The 26,719-nt window shown below is 72.0% G+C and carries 23 protein-coding genes and 1 pseudogene; 8 read left to right on the top strand and 16 right to left on the bottom strand.

Features of this window, described 5'->3' with window-relative positions; all coding sequences use genetic code 11:
• Positions 1–152 precede the first annotated feature (152 nt).
• Positions 153–416 (bottom strand): annotated as a pseudogene (locus ABZ851_RS01910) (M24 family metallopeptidase); the annotation flags it as partial.
• A gap of 206 nt (positions 417–622) precedes the next feature.
• Here ABZ851_RS01910 and ABZ851_RS01905 point away from each other — a divergent pair.
• The 4 genes from ABZ851_RS01905 (at position 623) to ABZ851_RS01890 (ending at position 4,397) form a co-directional block, all read left to right on the top strand.
• Entirely contained in the window at positions 623–1,678 is a 1,056-nt protein-coding gene (locus ABZ851_RS01905) for an ABC transporter ATP-binding protein (protein ID WP_361120739.1), read from the top strand.
• Entirely contained in the window at positions 1,668–2,609 is a 942-nt protein-coding gene (locus ABZ851_RS01900) for an ABC transporter permease subunit (protein ID WP_361120736.1), read from the top strand. The genes ABZ851_RS01905 and ABZ851_RS01900 overlap by 11 nt, the downstream gene beginning before the upstream one ends.
• A 76-nt stretch (positions 2,610–2,685) precedes the next feature.
• Positions 2,686–3,597 carry an ABC transporter ATP-binding protein gene (locus tag ABZ851_RS01895; protein WP_088798904.1) on the top strand — a complete coding sequence of 304 codons (912 nt, stop codon included), beginning with the start codon at positions 2,686–2,688 and terminating at the stop codon, positions 3,595–3,597.
• Positions 3,598–3,620: 23 nt separating this feature from the next.
• The gene (locus tag ABZ851_RS01890) at positions 3,621–4,397 is read left to right on the top strand and encodes an ABC transporter permease subunit (RefSeq protein ID WP_361120733.1); all 777 of its coding nucleotides are present in this window, start codon (positions 3,621–3,623) and stop codon (positions 4,395–4,397) included.
• 159 nt (positions 4,398–4,556) lie between these two features.
• On the opposite strand, the gene mltG is transcribed toward ABZ851_RS01890, so the two are convergent.
• The 6 genes from mltG to ABZ851_RS01860 all read right to left on the bottom strand — a co-directional run bounded on the left by mltG (position 4,557) and on the right by ABZ851_RS01860 (position 11,997).
• Entirely contained in the window at positions 4,557–5,420 is an 864-nt protein-coding gene (gene mltG / locus ABZ851_RS01885) for an endolytic transglycosylase MltG (RefSeq protein ID WP_361120730.1), read from the bottom strand.
• Between the two features lie 185 nt (positions 5,421–5,605).
• Complete coding sequence (locus tag ABZ851_RS01880) at positions 5,606–6,892, bottom strand: MFS transporter (protein WP_361120727.1); 1,287 nt, start codon at positions 6,890–6,892, stop codon at positions 5,606–5,608.
• A gap of 155 nt (positions 6,893–7,047) precedes the next feature.
• Positions 7,048–7,758 (bottom strand): FadR/GntR family transcriptional regulator, encoded by a 711-nt coding sequence (locus ABZ851_RS01875; RefSeq protein ID WP_361120724.1) that lies wholly within the window; start codon positions 7,756–7,758, stop codon positions 7,048–7,050.
• Between the two features lie 215 nt (positions 7,759–7,973).
• On the bottom strand, positions 7,974–9,557 hold the full coding sequence (gene lysA, locus ABZ851_RS01870) for a diaminopimelate decarboxylase (RefSeq protein WP_361120721.1): 1,584 nt from the start codon (positions 9,555–9,557) through the stop codon (positions 7,974–7,976).
• Positions 9,558–9,572: 15 nt separating this feature from the next.
• Positions 9,573–9,887, bottom strand: coding sequence for an SAV_915 family protein (locus ABZ851_RS01865; protein WP_361120718.1), 315 nt, complete (start codon positions 9,885–9,887; stop codon positions 9,573–9,575).
• A gap of 508 nt (positions 9,888–10,395) precedes the next feature.
• On the bottom strand, positions 10,396–11,997 hold the full coding sequence (locus tag ABZ851_RS01860) for an MFS transporter (RefSeq protein ID WP_361120715.1): 1,602 nt from the start codon (positions 11,995–11,997) through the stop codon (positions 10,396–10,398).
• 208 nt (positions 11,998–12,205) lie between these two features.
• On the opposite strand from ABZ851_RS01860, the gene ABZ851_RS01855 reads away from it, so the two are divergent.
• Both ABZ851_RS01855 and ABZ851_RS01850 read left to right on the top strand, forming a co-directional pair.
• Complete coding sequence (locus tag ABZ851_RS01855) at positions 12,206–13,468, top strand: Lrp/AsnC family transcriptional regulator (protein WP_361120712.1); 1,263 nt, start codon at positions 12,206–12,208, stop codon at positions 13,466–13,468.
• 5 nt (positions 13,469–13,473) lie between these two features.
• Positions 13,474–14,232, top strand: a complete 759-nt coding sequence (locus ABZ851_RS01850; RefSeq protein ID WP_361121765.1) for a rhomboid-like protein — start codon at positions 13,474–13,476, stop codon at positions 14,230–14,232.
• On the opposite strand, the gene ABZ851_RS01845 is transcribed toward ABZ851_RS01850, so the two are convergent.
• The 9 genes from ABZ851_RS01845 to ABZ851_RS01805 form a co-directional block, all read right to left on the bottom strand.
• Positions 14,220–15,035: an HAD family hydrolase gene (locus ABZ851_RS01845; protein ID WP_336047610.1), complete on the bottom strand. Its 816-nt coding sequence runs from the start codon at positions 15,033–15,035 to the stop codon at positions 14,220–14,222. The genes ABZ851_RS01850 and ABZ851_RS01845 overlap by 13 nt on opposite strands.
• Positions 15,032–16,321, bottom strand: coding sequence for a serine--tRNA ligase (serS, locus tag ABZ851_RS01840; RefSeq protein WP_088798912.1), 1,290 nt, complete (start codon positions 16,319–16,321; stop codon positions 15,032–15,034). Before serS ends, ABZ851_RS01845 begins: the two co-directional genes overlap by 4 nt.
• A gap of 750 nt (positions 16,322–17,071) precedes the next feature.
• Complete coding sequence (gene pheA / locus ABZ851_RS01835; protein WP_361120707.1) at positions 17,072–17,998, bottom strand: prephenate dehydratase; 927 nt, start codon at positions 17,996–17,998, stop codon at positions 17,072–17,074.
• A 166-nt stretch (positions 17,999–18,164) separates the two neighbouring features.
• Positions 18,165–19,616 (bottom strand): iron uptake transporter deferrochelatase/peroxidase subunit, encoded by a 1,452-nt coding sequence (efeB, locus tag ABZ851_RS01830; protein WP_361120704.1) that lies wholly within the window; start codon positions 19,614–19,616, stop codon positions 18,165–18,167.
• Positions 19,616–21,907 carry a copper resistance protein CopC gene (locus ABZ851_RS01825; protein ID WP_361120701.1) on the bottom strand — a complete coding sequence of 764 codons (2,292 nt, stop codon included), beginning with the start codon at positions 21,905–21,907 and terminating at the stop codon, positions 19,616–19,618. Before ABZ851_RS01825 ends, efeB begins: the two co-directional genes overlap by 1 nt.
• A 110-nt stretch (positions 21,908–22,017) precedes the next feature.
• Entirely contained in the window at positions 22,018–22,467 is a 450-nt protein-coding gene (locus ABZ851_RS01820; RefSeq protein ID WP_361120698.1) for a copper chaperone PCu(A)C, read from the bottom strand.
• Positions 22,464–23,108, bottom strand: coding sequence for an SCO family protein (locus tag ABZ851_RS01815; RefSeq protein ID WP_336047616.1), 645 nt, complete (start codon positions 23,106–23,108; stop codon positions 22,464–22,466). The genes ABZ851_RS01820 and ABZ851_RS01815 overlap by 4 nt, the downstream gene beginning before the upstream one ends.
• 86 nt (positions 23,109–23,194) lie before the next feature.
• On the bottom strand, positions 23,195–23,983 hold the full coding sequence (locus ABZ851_RS01810; protein WP_361120694.1) for a YcnI family protein: 789 nt from the start codon (positions 23,981–23,983) through the stop codon (positions 23,195–23,197).
• A 138-nt stretch (positions 23,984–24,121) separates the two neighbouring features.
• Positions 24,122–25,003: a hypothetical protein gene (locus tag ABZ851_RS01805; protein WP_361120691.1), complete on the bottom strand. Its 882-nt coding sequence runs from the start codon at positions 25,001–25,003 to the stop codon at positions 24,122–24,124.
• Positions 25,004–25,249: 246 nt separating this feature from the next.
• Between ABZ851_RS01805 and ABZ851_RS01800 the strand changes: the two genes are divergently transcribed.
• Positions 25,250–25,747, top strand: a complete 498-nt coding sequence (locus ABZ851_RS01800) for an ATP-binding protein (RefSeq protein WP_361120688.1) — start codon at positions 25,250–25,252, stop codon at positions 25,745–25,747.
• A 256-nt stretch (positions 25,748–26,003) separates the two neighbouring features.
• Positions 26,004–26,651 (top strand): TetR/AcrR family transcriptional regulator, encoded by a 648-nt coding sequence (locus ABZ851_RS01795; RefSeq protein WP_336047619.1) that lies wholly within the window; start codon positions 26,004–26,006, stop codon positions 26,649–26,651.
• The last annotated feature ends 68 nt before the right edge of the window (positions 26,652–26,719 follow it).

Here is a 26,719-nt window from a genome sequence, read left to right as displayed (position 1 = left end):
GCGGCCCCCGTCCCGGTCGCTGTCGCTTTCCCCGACCTCGTTCGGTGTTCACGCTGCCTTCTCCTCCTGCCGGTGCCGCACCTGCGGCAGATCGTCGTCCAGCCGAAAGGCCTTCTCCTGCGGGTCCTTGGAGTCCGTCACGACCAGGAGACGAAGGCCGAGCGGTCGCCGAACCAGGCGAACGGCAGAGGGAACCAGTCCCGCACCCCGCGCTCGCGAAGCCACTCGCGCTGCATCCGCGCCGCTTCCCGCTCGGTGGCCCCGGGCCTGAGCTGGGCGGCCGCCGCCTCGGCGCAGGCGCAGGCGAGCCGCCGGACCTCTCTGAACGCTCTGAGCCCGTCGGTGAGTTCTCCGGCTCCTGACGAGCTCCCCGAGGTGGCCGAGGTGGCCGCGGTGACTGAGGTGACTGAGGCCATCGTCAACCGTCCGTCCGTGAGCGGTGCCTCGCGGTACGCGCCCGTAACCTGACACCGACGAATGTGACAATGCCCGACGGCTGCGTCAAGGGGGCCTTCGGGTAGGCACCCCACCCCGACGCCCTGACCACTCGAAGCAGGAGACCCCTACGGGCACGTAATACCGCAGGGGGAGGCACATCCCACCGTCTGGTCTGACGACCGCTGTGGCCGGGGCCACTACCGTCGATGACGTGACTGTGATCGTGACCGAAAGCCTGAGCAAGCGGTACCCGCGGGTGACCGCGTTGGACCGGCTCTCCCTTGACATCGCCCCCGGCGTAACGGGCCTGGTGGGCGCCAACGGTGCCGGCAAGTCCACCCTGATCAAGATCCTTCTCGGACTGGCCCCGGCCACCGAAGGGACCGCGCACGTCCTCGGCCTGGACGTGACCAAGGACGGCGGCGCCATCCGTGAGCGGGTCGGCTATATGCCCGAGCACGACTGCCTGCCCCCGGACGTCTCGGCCACCGAATTCGTCGTGCACATGGCCCGGATGTCCGGACTGCCACCGGCCGCCGCCCGTGAGCGCACCGCGGACACCCTGCGCCACGTCGGTCTCTACGAGGAGCGCTACCGCCCCATCGGCGGCTACTCCACAGGTATGAAGCAGCGGGTGAAACTGGCCCAGGCGCTGGTCCACGACCCACAGCTGGTGTTCCTCGACGAGCCCACCAACGGCCTCGACCCGGCCGGGCGGGACGAGATGCTCGGCCTGATCCGGCGCGTGCACACCGACTTCGGAATCTCCGTCCTGGTGACCTCTCACCTCCTCGGTGAGCTGGAGCGCACCTGTGACCACGTCGTCGTCATCGACGGTGGCGCACTGCTGCGCTCCTCCTCGACGGATGAGTTCACACAGGTCACGGCCTCGCTGGCGGTCGAGGTCACGGACACCGATGCCCATCCGGACGGCACCGCGGCGCTGCGCGCGGCCCTGGCCGCCGCCGGAGCCACCGTCACCACCGGCACCGCCGGTTCGGAAAGCCTCGCCTCCGCCGGGCACCTCCTGTACGTCGAGGCGGCCGGAGAGGAGACCTACGACCTGGTGCGGGACACCGTCGCCGGACTCGGGCTCGGCCTGATCCGGATGGAACAGCGCCGGCACCGGATCGCCGAGGTCTTCCGCGATGCGGACGCGGCGCACGACACCCCCGCCACCGCAGGCGCCCCGAGCGCCCCGTATGCCACCCAGGACGGAGGCGCCCACGATGTCGCCTGAGCCCACGACGTCCGCGCCCGCGACTTCCGCGTCCGCGACGTCCGCATCCGCCGCGCCGGGCGGCGCCTACATCCACAACATCGGCTACCGCCACTACGACGGCCCCCGTCTGGGCCGTGCCTACGCCCGGCGGTCGCTCTTCTCGCAGAGCCTGCGCGGTTCCTACGGTCTGGGCCGCTCGGCCAAGAGCAAGGTGCTGCCGATGCTGCTCTTCGCGGTGATGTGCCTGCCCGCCGCGATCATGGTCGCGGTGGCGGTGGTCACCAAGGCCGGCAGCCTCCCGGTCGGCTACTCCCGCTACGCGGTCTACCTCCAGGCCGTCATCGGCCTCTACCTGGCCTCCCAGGCCCCGCAGTCGGTCTCGCGTGACCTGCGCTTCAAGTCCATACCGCTGTACTTCTCCCGCCCCATCGAGCGCAGCGACTACGTGGCGTCGAAGTTCGCGGCAATGGCCGGCGCTCTGCTGATCCTCACCGGCGCCCCGCTGCTGGTCCTCTACGCCGGCGCGCTGCTGGCCGAGCTGGACTTCGCCGACCAGACCAAGGGGCTGGCACAAGGACTGGTCGCCGTGGTGCTGCTCTCCCTGCTGTTCGCCGGGATCGGCCTGGTCGTCTCCGCGGTCACACCCCGTCGCGGTTTCGGCGTCGCCGCCGTGATCGCCGTCCTCACCATTCCGTACGGTGCGGTGAGCGCCGTCCAGGGCATCGCCTTCGTGCAGGGCAACGAGGCCGCAGTCGGCTGGCTGGGGCTGTTCTCCCCCATCACGCTGATCGACGGTGTGCAGTCGACCTTCCTCGGCGGCACCAGCTCCTTCCCCAACGGCGTGGAGCCGTCGACCGGTGCCGGATTCGTCTATCTCCTCGTCACCCTGGCCGTCATCGTCGGCTGCTACGCCCTGCTGATGCGCCGCTACCGGAAGGCCGGCCTGTGACCGCCGCGCGCCGCCGGCTCCCGGCGGCCGGCACCCCCGGCCCGACCACCACCCTCCTAAGGAATGGGCTGCGCCCATGAGCACTCTCACCATCGACCACGTCTCGCGCTGGTTCGGCAACGTCGTCGCCGTCAACGACATCACGATGACCATCGGCCCCGGCGTGACCGGCCTGCTCGGCCCCAACGGCGCGGGCAAGTCCACGCTCATCAACATGATGGGCGGCTTCCTCGCGCCCTCCAACGGCTCGGTCACCCTCGACGGGACCACGATCTGGCGCAACGCCGGTATCTACCGCCACATCGGCATCGTCCCGGAGCGCGAGGCGATGTACGACTTCCTCACGGGGCGCGAATTCGTCCTCGCCAACGCGGAGTTGCACGGACTCGGCCGGGCGGAGGCGGCCAGGGCGCTGGCCACCGTCGAGATGGAGTACGCCCAGGACCGCAAGATCTCGACGTACAGCAAGGGCATGCGGCAGCGCGTGAAGATGGCTTCCGCGCTGGTCCACGACCCGTCCGTGCTGCTGCTCGACGAGCCGTTCAACGGCATGGACCCCCGCCAGCGGATGCAGCTGATGGAGCTGCTGCGGCAGATGGGCGACCAGGGCCGGACGGTCCTGTTCTCCTCGCACATCCTCGAAGAGGTCGAACAGCTCGCCTCCCACATCGAGGTGGTGGTGGCCGGACGGCACGCCGCGTCCGGTGACTTCCGCAAGATCCGCCGCCTGATGACGGACCGCCCGCACCGCTATCTGGTCCGCTCCGACAACGACCGGGCACTGGCCGGTGCGCTGATCGCCGACCCCTCGACGGCCGGCATCGAGGTGGACCTCGCCGAAGGCGCGCTGCGCATCCAGGCGGTCGACTTCGGCCGCTTCACCGAACTCCTGCCGCGGGTCGCCCGCGACCACGGCATCCGCCTTCTGACGGTCTCGCCCTCCGACGAGTCGCTGGAATCCGTCTTCTCCTACCTCGTAGCGGCCTGAGGCCCTGAAAGGAGCCCTGACGCATGTCCACGACCACTCCGACGGCCCCCGCCGCGCCCTCCGGCGCGCCCAAGGCCGCGCTCTTCCACCCGACCGTCGCCCGGCTCACCTACCGCGCCCTGCTCGGCCGGCGCCGGGCCCTGGTCCTCTTCGTGCTGCCTGCCCTGCTGGTGGCGCTCTCGGTGGCCGTCCGGGTGCTGACCGGCGCCGACGACTCCACCGCCGCAGGCATCCTGGGCACCTTCGCGCTGGGCACGATGGTGCCGCTGATCGGCGTCATCGCCGGTACGGGCGCGATCGGCCCGGAGATCGACGACGGCTCGGTGGTCTATCTCCTCGCCAAGCCGGTGTCCCGGCCGACGATCATCTTCACCAAACTCCTGGTCGCGATAGGCGTGACGGTCGCCTTCTCCGCCCTCCCCGTGCTGCTCGCCGGCTTCCTCCTCAACGGCAACAGCCAGCAGATGGCCGTGGGATTCGCCGTGGCGGCAGCCGTCGCGTCGGTCGCCTACAGCGCCCTCTTCCTCTTCTTCGGCACGATCAGCCGGCACGCCGTCGTGTTCGGCCTGGTCTACGCCCTGGTCTGGGAGTCGCTGGTCGGCACCCTCGTCCCGGGCGCGAAGACGCTCAGCGTCCAGCAGTGGGCGCTGGCGGTCGGCCAGAAGGCAGCCGCGGAGGGAGCGATCGCCTCTGACGTCCAACTCCCGCTCGCCATCAGCCTGCTGGTGGCCCTCACGGTCGTCGCCACCTGGTATGCCGCCCGTCGCCTGAAGGCGCTCACCCTGGCCGGCGAGGAGTGAAGAGGAGAGACGAGGGGTGAGGAACGAGGTGTAATGACGTCCGGGCGCGGCGCGGGGGAGGGACGAGCGCGGGGGAAGGGACGACGCGCGAGGCAGGGACTGTGGACGTGGCGGGAAATCCCGGGGACACGGCGGGAACTGCAGGCGCGGTGGTGCCCCCTAAGCCCCGCCCCCGCCACTCCCCCCGCCGCTGCTCCCGCCACTGTCCCCACCCCCGCCGCTCCCGGCGCGTGCCTGCCGGCCGTTGAACTCCCGGACGTTGCGCAGATGCTCCCGGTAGTCGGCGGTGAAGCGGGTGTCGCCCGGTTTGACGGTGACGAAGTAGAGCCAGTCGCCGGCGGGCGGCGCGCCGGCCGCCTTCAGCGCGTCCGCCCCGGGATTGTCGATCGGTGTCGGCGGCAGGCCCTGGTACCGGTAGGTGTTGTACGGGTTCTTGGTCCTGGTGTCGGCGTGGCTGGTGTGCAGGGTGCTGCGGGCCAGCGCGTAGTTGATCGTCGAATCCATCTGCAGCGGCATGTGGTGCGCAAGCCGGTTGTCGATGACCCGGGCGACCTTGCCCATATCGGCCGGTCGGTCGGCCTCGGCCTGCACGATGCTGGCGATGACCACCGTCCGGTAGGAGGCGATGCCGTCGGCGGTGAGCCGCTGCTTGGCGGTTTTGACCATGTAGCGGAGCAGCGACGCCGGGGTGGTGTCCGAGTCGAGGGGATAGGTCGCCGGGAAGAGGTAGCCCTCGGGGTTGCCCTTCGCCTCGGCCGGCAGGTCCAGATGCGCGCTCTTGGCGGCCTTCGCGGTGGACCCGGCCGGACGGTGCAGGGCCTTGTCGGCGGCCGCGTAGACCTGCGAGGCCCGCTGCCCCTCCGGGACGGTCAGCGTCTGCCCGGGCCGCAGCCCCCGCAGCAGCCGCGGCAGCAGCAGAACGGCAAGGACGACCAGCACACACAGCACCGCTACGAGGACGAGCCGGCCGGTGCGGGAGATCCGCGGTCCTGACCGGCGAACGGTGCGCTCCACTTCGCTCATGGGGGCACGGTAGGCGAGACCGAAGGGGCGCGTGGCGGCTGCTCCCCGGATCTCCGCCGACGGCGGAGATCATTCACCGGCTCGCCATCCACCGGCCACACCCCGGCCGGTAACGGGACGAGGTCCAGGCCGCCGCACCAACCCGACGGGCGGGCGGCCCTGCTCCCCTTCCCGCCCCGCCCACCTCACCGGACGGCCGGTGCTCCGATCCGCTGGTCCCGGCCCGCACCCATGCCCACCAGGGCCAGTCCGGCGCAGACGCCGATCAGCAGCACGAGGGGGACGGTCCAGCCGTGGGTGGCCTGGTGGACGGCCCCCAGGACGAGGGGGCCGGCGGCCGCCAGAAGGTACCCGCCGGTCTGGGCCATACCGGAGAGGCGGGCAGCCGTGTGGGCATCACCCGAGCGCAGCACCATCATCGTCAGGGCCAGGCCCAGCGCACCGCCCTGTCCGACGCCGAGGAACGCCGCCCACAGCCAGGCGCCCGCCACCGGTGCCAGCAGCAGTCCGCCGATACCGCAGGCCATCAGCGCGGACACGGCCACTGCCAGCAGCCGCTGACGCCGCATCCGTCCCGCGAGCATCGGCACGACGAACGAACCGACCATCTGCAGCAGCGTGCTGAAGGCGAAGACCAGGCCCGCTTCGCCCTTGCCCATGCCGTGGTCGGTGAAGATCGTCGGCATCCAGGCGATGGACACGTACGCGATCAGCGACTGCGATCCCATGAAGAGCGTGACCTGCCAGGCCAGCGAGGAACGGCTCAGCTTCGGCCCGTCCTCGCCGACGTGCGACGGGGTGGCCGCGGCCGCGCCATGCCGGGTGCCGCGCCGGGCCATGAGCATCTGCGGGGCCCAGACGACCGCGGCGACGGCGGCCGGCAGCGACCAGGAGACCAGCGCACCCTGCCAGGTGCCGAGCGCGCTCTCCAGCGGGACCGCGGAGGCGGCCGAGACGGTCGCGCCCAGGATCATCGCGGTCGAGTACAGCGCCGTCATCCCCGCGGCCCGTTCCGGGAAGTCCCGCTTGATCAGGCCCGGCATCAGCACATTCAGCAGGGCTATGGAGGTACCGACCACGGCACACCCGGCGAACAGCGCGACCACCGGCGGGGCGATCCGCAGCACGATGCCGCCGCACAGGGCCACCAGCGCCCCGCAGAGCGCCGCCTCCGTGCCCCAGCGGCGTGCCAGCTTCGGCGCCACGATCGACCCGAGGCCCATGAAGATCAGCGGGATCGTCGTCACCAGGCTGCTGGCCGTCGCGGTCAGCCGGAAGTGCCGGCCGATCTCGCCGAGCAACGGCGAGACCCCGGCCAGCGCCGCCCGCATATTGACCGCGGCAAGAACGATTCCGGCCATGATCAGGGCCGGGTGGGCCCGTAGACGCCGGCGGGCCGCGGCCACCGGCGGTGCCGCGACCAGATCCTCCTCAGCGTCGATCAAGGTTGTTTCGGACCTGTGCCCTGCCATACGTGCGTACCTCGCCAAGGATGGTGTGCGTTCGGGGAAGGGAGAAGAGACGAAAGAGAAGAAGAAAAGGACAAGAGGGAGAGGGAGACGGAGGCGGAAAGGAGAAGAGAACTCGCGGCGGCGATCATCGGCATATCGCCATGTGAGCGAGGGCGTCAGCGGCCGGCCAGCAGGTTTTCCAGGGCCTGCTTCGGCTTCTCCAGCACTTCGCGGAGGGCCTGCTGAGCCGCCTCCGGGTCGCCCGCCGCGATCGCGTCCAGGACCGCGACATGATCGCCGTGCACGATCTTCGGCATCGCCCGGTCGCCGAGATAGTTGACCAGCGACTCCCGTACCGAGCTGCTGAACCAGCCGTAGGTCGCCGTCAGCGCCGTGTTGTGCGCGGCCTCGACGACGGCCTTGTGGAAGGCGATGTCGTGATCGGCGTAGAGCTCCAGGCTGTCGGCATCGGGGTGTCCCTCCGCGTCCGCCAGTTCGGCCTGAGCGTCCAGGGCCGCTCGCATCCGCTCCAGATCGGCGGGCAGATGGCGGAGCGCGGCCAGCCGGGCCGCTTCCGCCTCCAGGGCGATGCGCAGCTCCAGTACGTCGCGGATTCCGGCGCGCTGGACGCCGCGCATGACGTCGCCCGGGTCGGCGGTGGAGACGACGAAGGTGCCTTCGCCCTGCCGTGAGCGCAGCATCCCGGCGTGTACGAGCACCCGTACCGCCTCACGAACGGTGTTACGGCCGACCTGGAGCTGTTCGGCGAGCGCATGCTCCGTGGGGATCCGCGTCCCCACCTGCCACTCCCCGGCCGTCAGCTGGGACCGCAGGGTGTCGACGACGGTGTCCACGAGGGATTGCCGTCCCGCTGCCTGCAGTGCCATGCCTGATCCGATCCAATCCGATCTGGTCCGGGGCTGGTCAGATCCGAGCCTGCTCTGTCCTGAGCCTGATCTGCCCCGAGCTGATCTGACGCGCCCTCTTGCCCGGTCATCCTACAACTGATGCATTCACCATACACGGAGGCGAGGGGCAGCCAGGAGGGCCCGCCGGCCGCCCGCGGGAGGCGGGGGTGCACGGTCCGGCGGGCCCTCCGGCGTCACAGTCCGATGTCCCGCTCCTGGATGTCCGCGAGGGACTCGCGCCTTACAAGAAGGCGGGCGTGCCCCTCGGCGACGGCGATGACCGGTGGCCGGCCGACGAGGTTGTAACCGGAGGCCATCGAGAGGTGGTACGCACCGGCGACGGGCACCGCGAGCAGATCGCCGGGGCGGATGTCGCCGGGCAGCCGGACATCGGCGGCGAGCACATCACCGGCCTCACAGTGCCGTCCGACCACGGTGACCGGTTCCGGTGCGGCGGTCGTACGACGGCCGATCAGCCGTGGCGCATAGCGCACCCCGTACAGCGCGGGCCGCGGGTTGTCGCTCATCCCGCCGTCCACCGCCACGAAGGTGTGCGCACCGGTGCGTTTGACGGACAGCACCCGGTAGAGGACGACACCGGCCGGGCCCGCGATGGCGCGGCCGGGTTCGATGGCGAGCCGTGGCACCGGCAGCCCGGCCGCCGCGCAGCCGCCGGCCAGTTCGGCGCGGAGCCGGCCGCCGAGGAAGGCGAGGTCGAGCGTGGGCTCGCCGGGCCGGTAGGCGACGCCGTGGCCGCCCCCGAGATCCAGCTCGGGCAGGGTGATGCCGTGCTGCTCCTGAATCCGGGCCAGCAGGCCGATCAGCCGGCGCACGGCCGAGAGATAGGGCTTGACGGTGGTGATCTGCGAGCCCAAGTGGCAGTGCAGGCCGACCAGTTCGAGCCGTGGCTGGCTGAGGACGCGCGTGATGGCGTGCTGTGCGGAGCCGTCGGCGAGCGACAGCCCGAACTTCTGGTCGTCGGTCCCGGTACGGATCTTGGCGTGGCCGCCGGCGGCGATGCCCGGCACGACCCGGATCAGCACCTTCTGCCGGCTGCCCGCGGGGACCGCGGCGGCCAGCCGGGCGATCTCCGAGGTGCTGTCGATGACGATCCGGCCGACGCCGAGCCGCAGCGCCGCCCGCAGGTCGGCCGGGCTCTTGGCGTTGCCGTGCAGCACGATCCGCGCGGGCGGAAACCCACTGGTGACGGCCAACTCCAGCTCACCGGCGGAGCAGACGTCCAGGCCGAGCCCTTCCTCCCGCACCCAGTGGACCATGGCGCGGCACAGGAACGCCTTGGCGGCGTAGAAGACTTCGGCGTCCGGGAAGGCCCGGAGGTAGGCGCGGCAGCGGTGGCGTACCTCGGCTTCGTCCAGGACGTAGGCGGGGGTGCCGAAGCGGTCGGCGATCTCGGTGAGGGGGACGCCGCCCACCGCGAGGTCGTCGTGGCCGAGCGGCGCGGCGGACCCGGGCCAGATGGACAGTGGCTCGGCGGCGGGCGGCGGCTTCCCTGCGGACGGCAGTTCCCCGGCGGCGGGCAACGGCCCTTCGGCGGGCAACGGCCCTTCGGCGGGCAACGGCCCTTCGGCGGGCACCAGCCTTTCGGCGGACGCCGGTTCGTCGGTGGACAACGGATGGTCGGCGGACAGCGGTTCCTCAGGGGACTGCGGCTGGTGGGCGGCCGGTGGCCCGCTCGTCACGGTGGCGGTGGCGGGCGACGGAGCGCCGGTCCGGCGCGTGGTGCGGCGAGGGGGCTGGGGTAGTGTGCGGTGGCTCATGGCAGTGGCTCTCCCTCAGCCGGCCCGTAGGTGCTGACCACGGGGAATGCCGGGGGCGAACCGCGGATCGACGGTCAGGGCCGTCGCTCCGACGGGTTCGGCCAGCGCACGCAGCGCGGACTCGGAGAGCCTGACCCAGGGCTGATCGCTGCCGAGGGCCGCGGCGAGCCGCTGGGGCGAGGTGAAGCCGACGGCGGTACGGCCGCCGAGCGGAGTACGGAACAGGCAGGCGGTGCAGCCCGCTGGGCCCGACCGGACAGGGACGAAGAGAAGCCCGGCCGGGACACGTTCGGCAGGCTCGGGATCTTCCGCGTACAGAAGGTGGGACACGGCGTTGCTCCTCGAGGGACCTCGGCCCCGGACCGGTGGGAGACGCGCATGCCGGGGCTCGGCCCTGACGCTATTCCCGGGGAACCGGGCACTCCGCCGGCCACTGACGCGTCATTGACGGGTTGTGGACGCTACTTGACGCGATGCTGCTGTCCGGTGACCGATTGTGCATCGGTGGTGACACCAGGGCGCGGCGTGTCGCCGGGACGGTCCCTGGTGCGTGCGCCTGCCCTGTCCGCCGATCTGTCCCCCCACCTCCGTCCGTTGGTCTGTCCCTCACCTCTCGCTCGCCGACCTGTCCCCCCACCCCCTGGCCTGCCGCGCTTGACCTTGACACGGTGGAAAGCGCTCCGCTGGAAGGCACCGTGTTCGGCATCGGAGATGTCGCCCGGTACGGCCGGGTGCCGGCCCGCCTGCCTCCAGGTGCGCCGACCCGGGTGCCTCCTCGCGTGCCGGCCCGGGTGCCGACCCGGGTGCCGACCTGGGCGGGGTCGTGTCCCCCCGGTGGCTACGCCGCCGCTCGCTCCCCCTCCCGCGCCGGAGCCGCCGCGGCGTCCCCCGTATGCGGGCCGGCCGGACCGCCGCCGCTCCCCTCGCGCCGTACCACCGCAAGGACCAGCAGCCCGCCCGCCAGGGCCGCCATCCCGGAGATCAGCATGATGTCCGTCAGCCCGGAGATGTACGCGGACCCGAGCGCCGTGCGGGAGGTGCCGGGCCGTGCGGCGTCGCGCAGCGCGGTGGTGAAGACGGTGCCGAGGACCGCGATGCCCAGGGCGTAGCCCAGCTGGCGGAAGGTGTTCACGGCGCCGCTCGCCATGCCCGCCCGCTGCGGGGGTGCCGCGCCGAGCGCCGCGGAGACCAGGACCGGCATCGCCATCCCGATGCCGAGTCCGCTCACCGCGAGCCCGGGGACCAGCACCGCCCAGCCGGAGTCGTCGTTCAGCAGCGCGCAGGACACCAGCACCCCGGTTCCTACGAGCAACATCCCGAGCCCGACCGGGAGTTGGGGCGCCATCCGCTGCAGCCGCCGGCCGCCCAGCGAGCCGGCCAGCAGGGACATCAGCGCCATCGGCGTCACCGCGAGCCCTGCTTGCACCGGGCTCAGGCCCACGACGTTCTGCACCCACAGCCCCACGAACGACAGATACGGGAACGCCGCGGCCTGCAGCAGCAACGCCGCCGTCATCAGCGCGGCGAACGACGGGCGGCGCAGCAGCCGCAGGTCGAGCAGCGGCCGGCGCACCCGCCGCTCGACGACGAGGAACACCAGCAGCGCGAGCACCGCCCCGCCGAACGAGGCGAGCGTCCCGTCCTCCGTCCAGCCCTCCTCGCCGCCGCGGATCAGCCCGTACGTCAGCGCGCCCGCGCACCCCGTGAAGGACGCGGCACCCGGCCAGTCGATACGGGCGAGCGGGCTCCCCGGGGCCGCGTTCGTACGGGGCCGGGGGAGGTCGCCGTACGACTCCCCGATCCGGCACAGGGTGATCCACACCGCGACGGCGACCAGCGGCAGATTGACCAGGAAGATCGCCCGCCAGTCCACGTACTCGGTGAGCAGCCCGCCCAGTACGGGGCCGATCGCGGCCGCGGCGCCGCTGGTGCCGCCCCAGACGCCGAACGCCACCCCACGGTCGCGGCCTTGATAGGCGGCCATCAGCAGCGGTGTGTTGGTGGCGAACATCGCCGCCGCGCCCACGCCCTGGACGGCGCGGGCCGCGACCAGGACGCCCGCGTCCGGGGCCAGACCGCAGGCCAGCGAGGCGAGCGCGAACAGGGCCAGCCCGGCCAGGTACAGCCGACGCCGTCCGAAGAGGTCAGCGGCCGAGCCCGCCACCATCAGCAGCGCGGCCAGCGCCAGCGCGTAGATGTCCAGCACCCACTGGAGCGAGGTGAAGGAGGCGCCCAGGCCGTCGGCTATCCGGGGCAGCGCGGTGTTCACGATCGTCACATCGACCAGCAGCAGGAAGTTGCCGAGGGTGATGGCGACCAGCGGCCACCACTTCCCGGCCCGCCTCCCCGCCGCGCCTTCCGCCGGTCTCGCGCCCGGCTGCCCGCCCGCGCCCGCCGCCCGTCCGCCGGCCGCGGTCCCCCTCTCGGGTGCGTTCCCCATGCCTTTCTTTCCTCCACTCGTGTAGCCGTCCGTTACGGTCTTGCCGTCTTGCCGTCTTGCCGTCTTGCTGGCTTGCTGTCTGGGCGGTCGCGTCGCCATACGGCGGGCGTTGCCCCGTATTGCCGACGCCACCGTGCGGTCCGCGCCACCTGTTCTGCCAGCCACGGCGCTCCCGGCGGCGCAATCCGACGCGCGCTAGCCTCGAATGGTGAAAATCGACGGGAAATCCGGCGGTGGGAGATCCGGCGGTGGGAAGGCCGGAGGCAAGGCCGGCGGGGACGGAACGTTCCGGGGAAGAACCACCGGCCGGCCCTCCAGCGGCCCCGGCAGCCCCGGCGGCCCCAGCGCCCCCGCCGGCTTCGACGCCCTCGACCGCCGGCTCGTGCATGCGCTGCAGCTGGACGGCCGGGCGCCGTTCAGCCGGATCGCGGCGGTGCTCGGCGTCTCCGACCAGACCGTCGCCCGCCGCTACACCCGGCACCGCGCCAGCGGCGCGCTCAAGGTGCTGGGGCTCGCCGATGCGCAGGCGCTGGGCGACGTCACATGGATGGTGCGGGTCCAGTGCGCGCCGGACGCCGCCGTTTCCGTGGCCGAGGCGCTGGCCCGCCGCACGGACACGTCCTGGGTGAGTCTGCTGTCCGGCGGCACCGAGATCGCCGCCGTCTGCCGCGCCCCGAGCAGCGACCACAGCGATGCACTGCTGCTGCAGAAGCTGCCGCGCACCCCGAGCGTCGTCGGCGTCACCGCGCACTGCCTGCTGCATGAGTTCTTCGGCGGTCCGCAGGGCCTGATCAGCAAGTCCGGGGCGCTCACCGACGCCCAGATCGCCGAGCTGAGCCCCGGCCCACCTGGCCCACCCGGCCTGCCGAACCCTTCGAACCCACCGGACTCACCCAGCCCACCGCACCCGCCCAGTCCACCGGACCCACCCAGTCCGCCGAACCCACCCGGCCCATCGAACTCACCCAACCCAGCGATCCCGCCCGCCGCCGCCCCTCTGACCCTCACCGACGCCGACCGCCACCTCTTCGACGCGCTCGCCCGTGACGGCCGGACGCCGCTCGGCGAGCTCGCCACCGTCACCGGCTGGTCGCCCAGCACCGTCCGCCGCCGGCTGGCGGAGCTGCGTGCGGACGGTGTCCTGTACTACGACGTCGACTACGACCTGCGGCAGTTCGGGTACGGCGTGATGGTCGCCCTCTGGCTGTCCGTCGCGCCCGCCGAACTCGCCGCCGCCGGCGAGGTGTTGGCGGCACACCCGGAGGTCGCCTTCGCCTGCGCCACCACCGGACCGAACAACCTCTTCGCGTCCGTGCTGTGCCAGGGCACCGAAGCGCTCTACACCTATCTGACGACCCGGGTCGCGGCGCTGCCCGGCGTACGGGCGATGGAGAGCGCGCCCCGCATCCGGCACATCAAGGGGCCGGGCCCGCTGTTCGCCCCCTCTCCCGCCGCCGGACGCCGACGGTGAGACCGCTGCTGGAGCCGCCGCGCGGCGGCCGCCGGCCGTGCCCCGGCAACCCCCTGACCTGGGTGAAGGACTGGGTGCGCAGCAGCCCCTGCACCCATATCTGGCTGTTGGTCATCGGCATCACCAGCCTGGTCATCGCCTCCGCGTCCGAGGGGCTGGGACAGTTCCTCATCCACCGCACCAGCAGCAACATCCACGAGCTGAACGAACATCCGCTGCCGTCGCTGCTCATCAGCGGCTTCTGGATCGAACGCCCGTCGTCCTTCCTGCTCTACGTGGTGATGTTCGAGCTGCTGCACGCCAACGTGGAGCGCTGGATGGGCAGCATGCGCTGGCTGCTGACCGTCGGCGGTGCGCACATTACCGCCACCCTCGCCAGCCAGGAGCTCGTCCTGCTGGCCATCGAGGGCCACCGGCTGCCGCGTTCGATGACCCATGTCGTGGACATCGGGGTCTCGTACGGGCTGGCCGCGGCCGCCGGTGTGCTGACCTACCGGCTGCTGCCGCCCTGGCGCTACGGCTATCTCGCCGTGGTGCTGGTCTTCTTCGGCATCCCGCTGACGACCGGGGCCTCCTTCACCGACTTCGGCCATGCCATCGCGCTGACCATGGGCTTTACGGCCTGGCCGCTGACCCCGTCGGCAGCCGGCACACGGCCGGAGCAGGACGCGGCGGAACCCGCCGCCGGGAAGCCGCCACCGCGTCATGCCCCGCCCCCGGACCCGGAGCCGGACCCGGAGCCGGAAGACCGTCAGGAGAGGTAAAGCCGCTCCAGCACCACCGCGACCCCGTCCTCCTCGTTGGAGGCGGTGAGTTCGTGCGCGACGGCCTTCAGCTCGTCGTGGGCGTTGGCCATGGCCACTCCGTGTGCGGACCAGGCGAACATCGGGATGTCGTTGGGCATGTCCCCGAAGGCCAGCGTCTCCTTGGCGGTGACGCCCAGCCGGCGGGCGGCCAGCGACAGTCCGGTGGCCTTCGTCAGACCCAGCGGCAGCAGTTCGACGATGCCCTCACCGGCCACCGTCACGCCCACCAGATCCCCGGCGACCTGCCGCGCGGCCAGCGCCAGCGCATCGTCGTCCAGGTCGGGATGCTGGATGTAGACCTTGTTGAGCGGTGCCACCCACAGCTCGCCGGGATCGTCCAGCATGACGTGGGGCAGCGAGCCCTCGTGGACGCGGTAGCCGGGGCCGACCAGCACCTCGCCCTCCAGACCGTCCCGGCTCGCCGCCAGATACAGCGGGCCGACCTCCGCCTCGATCTTGGCCAGCGCGAGACCGGCCAGCTGGCGGTCGAGCGTCACCGAGGTCAGCAGGCGGTGCTCACCGGCGTGGTAGACCTGCCCGCCCTGTCCGCACACCGCGAGGCCCTTGTAGTCCAGGGCGTCGAGGATGTGCCGGGTCCAGGGCACGGCGCGGCCGGTGACGACGATATGCGCCGCGCCCGCCGCGGTGGCCGCGGCGAGCACCTGGCGGGTGCGCTCGGAGACGGTCTCGTCGTGGCGCAGCAGCGTCCCGTCGAGATCCGTCGCGATGAGCTTGTACGGCAGCGGAGCGGATGAGCTCACTTGGCGACGGGCTCCAGGATCTCCCGGCCGCCCAGGTAGGGGCGGAGCACCTCGGGGACGCGCACGGAGCCGTCCGCCTGCTGGTGGTTCTCGAAGATCGCCACGATCGTGCGCGGTACGGCGCAGAGCGTGCCGTTGAGGGTCGCCAGCGGCGAGACCTTCTGCTTGCCGTCGACGGTCTCGCGCATCCGGACCGAGAGCCGCCGCGCCTGGAACTCGTCGCAGTTGGAGGCCGAGGTCAGCTCGCGGTACTTGCCCTGGGTGGGGATCCAGGCCTCGCAGTCGAACTTGCGGGAGGCCGAGGCGCCGAGGTCACCGGTGGCGACGTCGATGACCTGGAACGGCAGCTCCAGACCGGTCAGCCACTGCTTCTCCCAGTCCAGCAGCCGCTGGTGCTCGGCCTGGGCGTCGTCCGGCGCGACGTAGGAGAACATCTCCACCTTGTCGAACTGGTGGACCCGGAAGATGCCGCGGGTGTCCTTGCCGTAGGTGCCGGCCTCGCGGCGGAAGCACGGCGAGAAACCGGCGTAGCGCAGCGGCAGCTTGGCCGCGTCGACGATCTCGTCCATGTGGTACGCGGCGAGCGGGACCTCGGAGGTGCCGACCAGGTAGTAGTCGTCCTTCTCCAGGTGGTAGACGTTCTCCGCGGCCTGGCCGAGGAAGCCCGTGCCCTCCATGGCGCGCGGGCGCACCAGGGCGGGGGTCAGCATCGGCGTGAAACCGGCCGCGGTGGCCTGCGCGATGGCGGCGTTGACCAGGGCGAGCTCCAGCAGCGCGCCGATGCCCGTGAGGTAGTAGAAGCGGGAGCCGGACACCTTGGCGCCGCGCTCGACGTCGATCGCGCCGAGCAGCTCGCCGATCTCCAGGTGGTCCTTGGGCTCGAAGCCCTCCGCCGCGAAGTCGCGGATCGTGCCGTGCGTCTCCAGGACGGTGAAGTCCTCCTCGCCGCCGACGGGGACGTCGGGGTGGACGAGGTTGCCGAGCTTCTGCAGCAGCGCCTGCGTCTCCTCCTTGGCCTCGTCCTGTGCGGCGTCGGCGGCCTTGACGGCGGCGGACAGCTCACCGGCCTTCTTCAGCAGCACGGCCTTCTCGTCGCCGGAGGCCTTGGGGATGAGCTTGCCGAGCGCTTTCTGCTCGGCACGCAGCTCATCGAAGCGGACGCTGGACGACCTGCGCCGCTCGTCGGCGGAGAGAAGCGCGTCGACGAGTGCGACGTCCTCTCCACGGGCGCGCTGGGACGCGCGCACACGGTCGGGGTCCTCACGGAGCAGGCGAAGGTCAATCACCCCACCAGGCTACCGGGCCTCGCTCCGCCCCTCGACGCGATATTCACCGGCATGTCATTTTGCCCGTTTTGGGCAATTTATTCCTCTGGGGTCGAGGGAGGGAAAACGGGTGGGAAATGCGCGTGCATTCCGTGCCGCGGAGGGCCGGGAAGAGGGTCCTCGGTGGGCTCGGCGGGGGTCTTTGCGGGACCCGTCGGCGGCCTTCGCGGCGTCCGTCACGAGATCTTCGCACTGTCCGTGATGGGGCATTCGCGGTCCGGGTGCCGGGTGATCCATGGTGTGGACAACGGGAGTTGAGAGGGTGCCGGAGCGGGGCGCGAGCCCCGATTCCCCCCTGGTTATCCCCTGGAAATCTTCGGTTGTCCACAGGGGGCAACGGTTTCGGGATCGTTATCCACAGGCTGTGTGTGAGATCTGTGGAAGCCGGAGCGGATCATTCCGCCCCCGAAATGCTCGGCTATGGATTCCTTGCCCAAACCCCGTTCACGCACTCTTTCGTGTGGGATTACCTCGCCCTAAAGGATTGATCACGTGAATTGTGCTGACGGCGTCCGACGTGCGGTGCTGTGGAGTGGTGTGTGGTCAGTAGGGCGATATGTCGACTCTGTCCGACTCTCATGTCGACTTACCCACAGGTCGAGAACCGAGCCTGTGGATAACTTTGTGGATAACCCGCAGCCCTTCCAAAGCTGCAGGTCGAGGTGGTCCGCAGGGCCCGCGGGCCGGGCCGCGGAGCCCCCCGCCCCCGGCTCAGCCCCGCCCGTCCATGCAGCGCGCCAGCCAGTCCGACGCCTCGGTGAACGCCGCGTCCGTCATCTGCCGCCGCACGCTCGGCGGCGCCTCGTCCGCCCGCGGATAGGAGCCGAGGAACCGCACCTCGCGGCAGACCCGCTTGAGGCCCATCAGCACCTCGCTGACCCGGCGGTCGGTGACATGCCCCTCGCAGTCCACGGAGAAGCAGTAGCGGCCGATGCCCTCACCGGTCGGCCGGGACTCGATCCGCATCATGCTCACTCCGCGCACCGCGTACTCCTGCAGCAGTTCCAGCAGCGCACCGGGGTGGTCCTCGGCCAGCCACAGCACGACCGAGGTCTTGTCGCTGCCGGTCGGCGCAGCGGGCCGGGCCGGGCGGCCCACCAGCACGAAGCGGGTGGCCGCGTTCTGCGCGTCATGGATGTCGGTGACCAGCGGCTCCAGGCCGTAGGTCGCCGCCGCGAACTCGCCCGCGAAGGCACCGTCGTAGCGGCCCTCCTGCACCAGCCGCGCGCCGTCGGCATTCGAGGCCGCCGACTCCCATACGGCCTCCGGGAGTTGGGCTGCCAGCCATTTGCGCACCTGCGGCTGGGCGACCGGGTGCCCGGTCACCGTCTTCACATCGCTGAGCGCAGTACCGGGGCGGGCCAGCAGCGCGAAGGCGATCGGCAGCAGCACCTCGCGGTAGATCATCAGCGGTCGGCCGGCGGCCAGTTCGTCGAGGGTGGTGGTCACCCCGCCCTCGACGGAGTTCTCGATCGGCACCAGCGCCGCGGCGGCCTCACCGTCGCGCACCGCGTCCAGGGCGGCCGGCACCGACACCATCGGCACCAGCTCGCGGGTCGCCGCCTCGGGAAGCGTGCGCAGCGCGGCCTCCGTGAACGTGCCCTCGGGGCCGAGATAGGTATAGCGGCTGGCCGACATGGATAAGGACTCCCTCGCGTGACTGCGGGGGCACCCCGCCGATCTTCTCCCTGTCCTGCCACGATACCCAGCCCCGCGGAACCGGGCGGGACTTCTCCGGAGGGCCGGGCCCGGGGGCTGCCCGCCCGGGGCCGGAGCCCCGGCCCGCCGGCAGCGGCCGGCTCCCTCAGCCCTCCAGCAGCGGCCGGCCCACGTAGTCGCCCGGTCCGGCCGCCGGGGGCACCGCGTACAGCCCGCTCGCCTCGTGCCGCAGGAACCGCGACAGCGCGTCCCCGCGGTCCAGCTTCCGCTGGACCTGGGTGAAGGCGCGCAGTGGATCGGCCTGCCAGCAGACGAAGAGCAGCCCCGCGTCCGGAGCCCCGTCCTCCCGGAACCCGTCGTGGAAGGAGAACGGGCGGCGCAGCATCGCCGCGCCCTGGTTGGACTCCGGCGCCGCGATCCGCGCGTGCGCATTGGCCGGGATGACCGGCTGCCCGTCGGGGCCGTTCGCCTCCAGCCGCATCGGGGTGGTCTCCGAGCCGCCGGTCAGCGGCGCCCCGTTGTCCTTGCGGCGCCCGATGACCCGCTCCTGTTCGTGCCGGGAACGCTTCTCCCAGTCGTCCAGCAGCATCCGGATCCGGCGCACGACGGCGTACGAGCCGCCGTGCATCCAGGCCTGGTCGGCGTCCCGCCCCACGAAGATCCGCTCGTCGAAGTCCTTGTCCGACGGTTTGGGGTTGTTGGTCCCGTCGATCTGGCCCATCAGGTTGCGTGCGGTCATCGGGCGCGCGGTCGCGCCCGGGGTGCGGTTGAAGCCGTTCATCTGCCAGCGCAGCCGCGCGGCTCCGGCCGCGTCCTTCTGCAGTGCGCGCAGCGCGTGGAAGGCGACCAGCGCGTCATCGGCGCCGATCTGTATCCACAGATCTCCGTTGCTGCGCCCGGGGTCCAGCGCATCGGCCGAGAAGTCGGGCAGCGGATCGAGCTGTACGGGGCGCCGCTTCGTCAGGCCCGTACGGCCGAAGAAGCTGTGGCCGAAGCCGAAGGTGACGGTCAGCGAGGACGGGCCCGCGTCGAGCGCGACCCCCGTGTCGGCGTCCGGGGTCCGCCCGGCCATCAGCTCCTCGGCCGTCCGCGACCAGCGGCGCAGCAGCGCGGCGGCGGCCTTGCGGTCCGCGTCCGGTGCCAGGTCGAAGGCGACCAGATGCCCCGTGGCCTGCAGCGGGGTGGTGATCCCCGCCTGGTGCCCGGCGCGGGCCGGCCGGAACGGCACCTGGGTCGATCCGATGCTGGTCACGGCCTCGGCGGCGCCGTCCTGCGGGCCGGACCGCGCGGCGCCGACCCCGAGGGCGCCGCCGGCCCCGCCGACGACCAGCCCGGCCGCGCCCGCCGCGCCGACGGTGCCGAGCAGCCGGCGACGGGAGAGCTCGGGAGAGGGGGCGGACGAGGGAGAGCGGTCGGTTTCGGGCGCCGGGGCGGCGGCCGGTGCGGGCACGCCCGCCGCACTGCCCGCCCCGGCGGCCCCGGGCGCGCCCGCGGACCGGGCTCCCGGGGCCTTCTTCCCGGACGCCGCCTTGCCGGGCGCCTTCTTCGCGGGCGCCGCCTTGCCGGGTGCCTTCTTGCCGGACGTCTGCTTGCTCATCAGCCGATCTTCACGTTCTTGATCTCGGTCACCTGGTCGATGTCGGAGGTCCGTACGAGCAGCGAGAGCTGCCACTGCCCCGGGACCGGCAGCTGGACCCCGTCCGCCCGCCACTGTCCCTTGCCGAGGTGCTTCGGGGCGATCGGCAGCGGCCCGATCTTCTTGGCCTTCTGGGTGAAGGAGACCTTCACCTCGGGGACGTCGACCGCTTTGCCCGACGGGTCCGTGATCCGCAGCCGCAGGGCGTTGGCGCTGCCGCTGCGCCCCGGATCGAGGTCGAGGCGGGCGGTGCCCTTGCCGCCCGGACCGCCGGTGTCGAACGGGATCTTCAGCACCTGGGGCCCGCTGCTCGCGAGGGACTGCCCGCCCGAGCGGGCCTTGACCGCCTCCTCGGTGCGGGCCGGTTCGGTGGCGGTCAGCACCGTGGTCACCACCAGCAGGACGACGGCGACCGACGCCTCGGCCAGCACCGACCGGCGCAGCGCCAGCCGCTCCGGATCGGCATCGCGCTGCCGCTTGGTACGGGCGGTACGCAACGCGGCCTGCTGACGGGCGAGTTGGGCGGCGCGGGCGGGGTCGGGGGATTCGTCCGGCGTCCGGTCCGGTGTCCTGTCCGGGGGCCCGTCCGGCGCCCCGTCCGGGGCCCGGTCCGAAGAAGGAGGAGCAGAAGCGGTGGGAGCAGAAGCGGTAGGAGAAGCCGATGCGGTTGCGGCGTCGGGGGCGGCCACGGCGCCGACGGCCGCCTTCTCCGCCGCCCGGTCCTCTTCCGCCTCCTCGTCCTTCCCGGCCTCGTCCTTCCCGGCCACGTCCTTCCCGGCCTCGTCCTTCCCGGGCACGTCCTTCCCGGCCACCCGGACCTCCGTCAGCCGCCCCGTCCACCGCCGCGACACCCAGGCGATCCCGACGAGCACCACGACCAGGCCCACCTTGAGCAGCAGCAGCCACCCGTAGGTGGTGTCGGTCAGCGCACGCCGGCTGCCGACCTGCCGCCAGGACTGGTACACACCGGTGGCCACCAGCACCAGCACGGAGCCGAACGCGATCCGCGAGAAGCGGCGTACGGCCCTCCGCTCGACGGGCGGCCCCCAGTACAGGGACACCACCAGCGCCGCCAGCCCGCCGAGCCAGGCGGCGACCGCCAGCAGATGCAGCACATCGACCGGCATCGCGACGGCGGTCTGCAGACCGGTCGAGGCGTGCTCGGCCAGCGCCCAGGTAGCGGCGAGCCCCGCGGCGACGATCACCCCGCCGAAGGCGAGCCCGAAGGTGAGGTCCCGGCGCTGCCTGGCGAGGTCGGCGGCCTGCACGGCCTGCGGCCCGGCGGCGCCGGTGCCCTCCTTCCCGGAGTCCGCGCCGTCCGTCTCGCCCGGCGCGCCCCCCTCCGCCGTTTGCCCGGCAGCCCGCTCCTCGCCCGGCACCGGCTCCGCACCCGTTGCCGGCCCCTCCCCTGGAGCCGGCTCTTCCGATGCCGGCTCGTGCAGCCGCGCGAACGTCCCGAAGAGCACCGCCACGAACAGCGCCGCGGCGGCGAGCAGCAGCAGCCGGGAGACCAGCGCCGCGCCCGGCTTGGTGACCAGGACCTGCTGGAGGCCGGCGAGGTCGAAGACATCGGCGAGATCGCCGGACCCGGTGTACGGGGTGCGCAGCAGCAGCATCACCACGGTGGTGCCGGCCAGCAGCGCCCACCCCTGGACGACCAGCCGCTGCACGGACCGGACGAGGGCGGCGGCCGGCCGGCAGGCCACCACGAAGGCCGCGCCGCCGACGAGCAGGATGAACCCGGCGTAGGCGAGGTAGCGGGCGACGCCGTAGAGCGCGCCGACCAGACCGCCGCCGGCCTTCTGCTGCGGCACCGGGGCGGCGGCCTTGGAGGGCGCGCCGACCGAGAAGGTGAAGGCGCCGGAGACGGGGTGGCTGTCGGCGGAGACCGCCTGCCAGGTGACGGTGTAGGTGCCGTTGCCGAGCCCCGGTGGCAGCCCCGCGCCGTATTTGACGACGTTGCCGCTGCTCAGGTTGAGCAGCTTGCCGCGGTCCACCCGTTTGCCCCGCGGATCCAGCACCCGGATCGAGCTGTCGCCCATCGCGACGCCCTCGGAGAAGGTGAGCGTCACCTGCCCGGGGGCGTGGTCCACCACCGAACCCTGTACGGGGGTGCTCCCGGTCAGCGCGGCATGCGCCGAGGCCGGGGCGGCGCCGCCGAACCCGCCGATCAGCGCGCCGGCCAGCGCCACCGCGACGACCAGCAGGCGCAGCACGGCGGACCGTCGCGGCCCGAGCCCGGTGGTGACCATAGTGATCGCTCCCCTTACTCCCGTTTCCTGTACGGCCCGTGGGGCCATCCGCCGGTGGTCCGTACGGCCTGTGCGGTCTTCCGTCCCCTGTGTGCCGTTTCGGTGCCCGGCTACTTCTTCGGTGCGTAGGTGAGGGCCTTGACCGGGACCGTCACCTTGATCGGACCGGCGGTGGCGAAGTGCAGCTCGATGACCACCTTGTCGCCCTCGGCCGGCTTCTTCTTCAGCCCCATGAACATCAGGTGGTTGCCGCCGCGGCTGAGCCGCAGCTCGCCGCCCGCCGGTATCGCCAGCGAGTTGACCTGCTCCATCTTGGTGCCGGCCGTCTTGTGGAGCGTGATGTCCTTGGACAGGTCGCTGGTGACCGAGGTGAGCTTGTCCGCGGTGTCACCGCTGTTCTTGACCGTGAAGTACGCGCCGGCCATGTTCTGGTCGACCGGCCGGGGCATGTACGGGCCTTCGACCTTGAGCTGCGGTGCGCCGTCCGCGCCGCCGCAGCCCGCCAGGACGAGAGCGGCGCTGAAGGTGAGGGCGGCGGCGAGGGTGGTGCGGCGGTTCACGGGTTCTGCCCCTTGACGATCTTCGGAAGTGCCTTGGTGTAGTTGTCGGAGGTCGCCTCCTGCATGCCCATCCAGTGGATCTTGTCGTCCTTGGGGGAGGTCAGCAGCACCTGCGCACCATGGGTGGACACGACATCGCCGTTCTTCTTCTTGACCGGCTTCTCGATCCCGATGTTGACGTCGCGCGCACCCCCCTGGATGGTGTCGAAGCTGCCGGTCAGACCGGTGAAGTCCTTGTCGATTCCGCCGAGCCACTTCTTGAGCGCGGCCGGGGTGTCACGCTCCGGGTCGGAGGTGATGAAGACGACCCGCAGATCCTTGCGTTCGGCCGGCGGCAGCTGCTTCACCGCGACCGCGATGTTGGCCATCGTCAGCGGACAGACGTCCGGGCAGTTGGTGTACCCGAAGTAGATCAGCGTCGGGTGGCCCTTGGTCTTCTCCACCAGGTCGTACTTCTTGCCGCTGGTGTCGGTCAGGACGAGGTCCGGCTTCGCCAGGGGGCTGTCGAGCGTGACGATCGGCTTGGCCGCGGTGCCCCCGGAGACCTCGGCGGCGGGTTTGTTGTCCTCGCCGTTGCAGGCGGTCAGGCTGAAAGCCGCGGCCGCCGCCAGGGCGGACGCGAGCAGAGTCCTTCTGTGCATTGCAGATAAATCCTGTGTCTGGGAATCCCGTTGGTGCGGGAATGGTGGGCGGGCCGGCGCGGTTCGGGCGCCGGCCCGGCCGGTGGTCAGGCGCTGCGGCGCCGGCCGGCGAACACACCGAAGCCGACTCCGATGACGCCGACGACGATGCCGACGGCGCCCAGGACGCGGGCCGTGGTGTCACTGCCGGACGCGTCCGAGGCGGCGGCCGTGGCCTTCATGCCGGTGGTGGCACCGCTCTTGTCGCTCGCTCCGGCGGCGCCGTGGCCGTCCTCCTCGGGCGCGCCGAGCTTGAGGACCGGGGCCGGGTTCTCCGGCTCCGGGGCGCCCTCCTTCGTCGGCTCGATCCAGCGCACGACTTCCTTGTTGTCGTACGTCTGGAGCGCCTTGAAGACGACCTGGTCGGTGTCCTTGGGCAGCTGGCCGACGGAGAGCGGGAACTGCTGGAACTGGCCGGGCTCCACGCCCTTGCCGTCGGCGGTCCAGGTGATCTTCGAGGGGGCTTCGGTGATCTTCTCGCCCTCCATCTCGATCGGCTTGGGCAGCTTGGCCTTGGTGACCGAGATCTTCCAGCCGGGCACCGGCTGCGGCATCACGGACGCCAGCGGGTGGTCGGTGGGCAGCGTCACCTCGAGCTTCACCGTCGAGGCGTCGTCCTCCTCATTGGGCACCTTGAAGTTGACGGTTGCGTAGCCGCCCTTGGCGGCCGGACCCGACGGCTGCACGCTGACGTGGGCGGCGGCCGGGCCGGCGAGGAGCAGCACGCTGCCGGCCGCGGCGGCGCCCACCAGCGGCAGCCGGCGTGCGAGCCGGCGCGTGGGCGACGCGTCCGACTGCTGCTGCGGCATCTTCGCCATCTTCGAATTCTTCGGCATCGGAAAGCACTCCACAGGAAGGAGAGAGGTACGGGTGACGGTGCAGTGGTGCGCGCGGACGACGGCGCATAAGCCCGTACCCTCCCCCATGCCTCAAGGGCATGGGAGGGGCCCCACGTGGGGGCGTGCTTCGCGTCGTCAGGCCGCGAGGGCGAGGAGGGCCGGGGCGGGGGGCCCTCGCCTGATGACACTGTGGTGGAGTGCGACGTTCTTCGGGCCGGGTTTGTCATCCCCGTACGAAACGGGGGCGCGCAGCGATTCTTCGTGCGCCGTTTCCAGGCCTGTGAGCAGGGCGCGGGCGAGGGCGAGTGCCCCGCGCACCACGCCGGCCAGTGCCTGCACCGTGATCTCGTACGCCGCCGGAGCCGACAGCCGGACCAGCCGCCACAGGGCCGCCTCGCCCCGCCGCAGCAGCCAGCCGACCGCGAGCGCGGCCAGCAGATGCCCCAGCAGCATGGGCAGCGACGGCAGCAGACCATGCGTGAGCGCGGGGTCGGCGGCGGTCGCGCCCCCGGCCGTGCCACCCGCCGGGCCGGCGCCCGCCGGCGGGGTCATCCCGGCGGCGGAGGCGGTGTCGAAGCCACCCGCGCCGAGAATCCGGCGCGCCTGCGCGCCGTCCACCCGGCCGCTGCCGAGCCCGCAGGTCACATGCCGGGCCAGGGCCTCGGCCGCCCGGTCGGACAGCCCGCCGGCACCGAAGCCGCTCCCTCCGCTTCCCGCGCCCCGCGCCATGGCGGACATCGGAAGCTGGCCCCAGGCGAACAGGGCGTGCAAGGCGAGCTGCCCCGCGGCAAGACCGGCGGCGATCCCCGGCAGCGAGCGCTCCCGCCCGGCCAGGGGTGCGGCGATCGCGAACACCACGGCCGCCGCCACACCCAGCGTCCACCACGGGACGGTGGCGCACGAGGCGGCGATGTGCCCGCCCGCGGACAACACGACGCAGACCGCGGTGAAGACCGCGGCCCTCAACAGCCGAAGATCGGCGGCTGCGCGCGCTGTGGAGGCGGGCGGTGGAGTCATGGCCGCGCCATCATCCCATTGGTCCGACCTGTCGCCTACGGCAGGGCGCGCCGGGGAGGCGCCGCGCCCGGTGTCCAGGGGGCCCGGCGGGGCGCGCGGCAGCGCATAGCAGGCGCTTCACCTACACCGATGCGCTCGCTCTTCGCATCCGCCGAATGAGCGGTATCACGTCCCGGACATGCTTACGGACCATGCGGCGCGGCAATAGGTATCGATATGTCGAGCCGCGGCCAGGAGGCTGGAGCGATGAGCATCTGGTGGTCACTCCATTTGCGGCGTGAGGCTGCGAGCGTGCCGCTGGCCCGTCGTCTGCTGCTGGGCACGATGGAGACGGCGGGCGTCGACCCGGACATCTGTTACGACCTTGCGGTGGCCCTCTCCGAGGCCTGCGCGAACGCCGTCGAGCACGGCGGTGACGCCGCCACCGAGGACTACCGCGTCACGGCCTTCATCGACGGCGACACCTGCCGCATCGAAGTGACCGACTCGGGCCCCGGGTTCCGCCACTGCCCCGCGCCCCCCGCCCCACCCCATACCGCCGCGGACCGGGCCCCCACGCCGGCCCCCGTGCCCACCCCCGCACAGGCTCCCGCCTTTGCCGAGGACGGCCGGGGGCTCTTTCTGATCGAGGCCCTCACCGACCACGTCCTCTACCGCAACCGCACGGGCCGTCCCGGCGCGGTCGTCAGCTTCGACAAGATCCTCAAGTGGCGCGAGGGAGCGGCGCTGCCGATGGCGTCGTAGGGCGCCCGGGAAGACAGCCGCATGCGGGACGTCCGCGTATGAGGTGTCAAACGGGGCGGACATCAGCAGTCGGAAAACTGGCTGGAAACCGCCCTTTGCGGGAAGTCGGCAGCGCGGTCTCGCGGTGAGAGAACCTCCCCCGCGGCGTCCCCTGTCCCTGCGAGACCAGCGCGCACGACGATTAACGCGAAGTTGCTCGCGTTAACCTTTCCCGGACAATACTTGGCGTGAACCCGCACTGCAATACGGAGCCGTCGTGACGACAGCGCACCATGGCCCGGGCGAGACCAGGCCCGGTGGTCGTACCGCCCGCACCCGCCAGGCCGTATTGACCGCCGTCTTCCAGGAGTTGGGCGACGGCGGCTTCGCCGCGCTGACCATGGAGAGGGTCGCGCAGCGGTCCGGAATTCATGTGGCGACGCTCTACCGTCGCTGGCGCTCCACCGAGGGTCTGGTGTGCGACCTGCTGACCGACCTGAGTTCGGATGTGCCGCTGCCGGACTCCGGCACGCTGCCCGGGGACCTGCAGGAGCTGGCCGGTTCGATAGCCGCCTTCTACGGGGAGGCGAGGATGCGCCGGCTGATCGAGGCGGTGGTCTCCGCCGCGGCCCGCGACCCCGAGGCGGCGGCGGTGCTGCGGACCTTCTTCGGCGAACGGCTGGCGCTGGCCGGCCGGATGGTGGAGCGGGCCGTCGAGCGCGGCGAACTGCCCCCGGACACCGACCCGGAGAAGGTGATGTCGGCGCTCGGCGCGCCCTTCTACTACCGGATTCTGATCGCCCGTCGCCCCGTCGACCAGGATCTCGCCGCATCCGCCGCCACCGCGGTCTGGGCGGCGGCCCGCGCCGGTGCGTACGGGCGCCAGGACGACGGCCCCGCACACGACACGTCTCCCGGCGGCTGAGGCCACCGGGAGACGCGGAACGAACGGCGCAACGGGCGCCGGCAGGGCGGGGGCGGCCCGCCCCCGAC

The organism is Streptomyces sp. NPDC047049, from assembly GCF_040643995.1.
Classification (GTDB): domain Bacteria; phylum Actinomycetota; class Actinomycetes; order Streptomycetales; family Streptomycetaceae; genus Streptomyces; species Streptomyces mooreae.
Note: the sequence above shows the minus strand (reverse complement) of the source record. Positions and strands in the feature narration are given on the sequence as shown.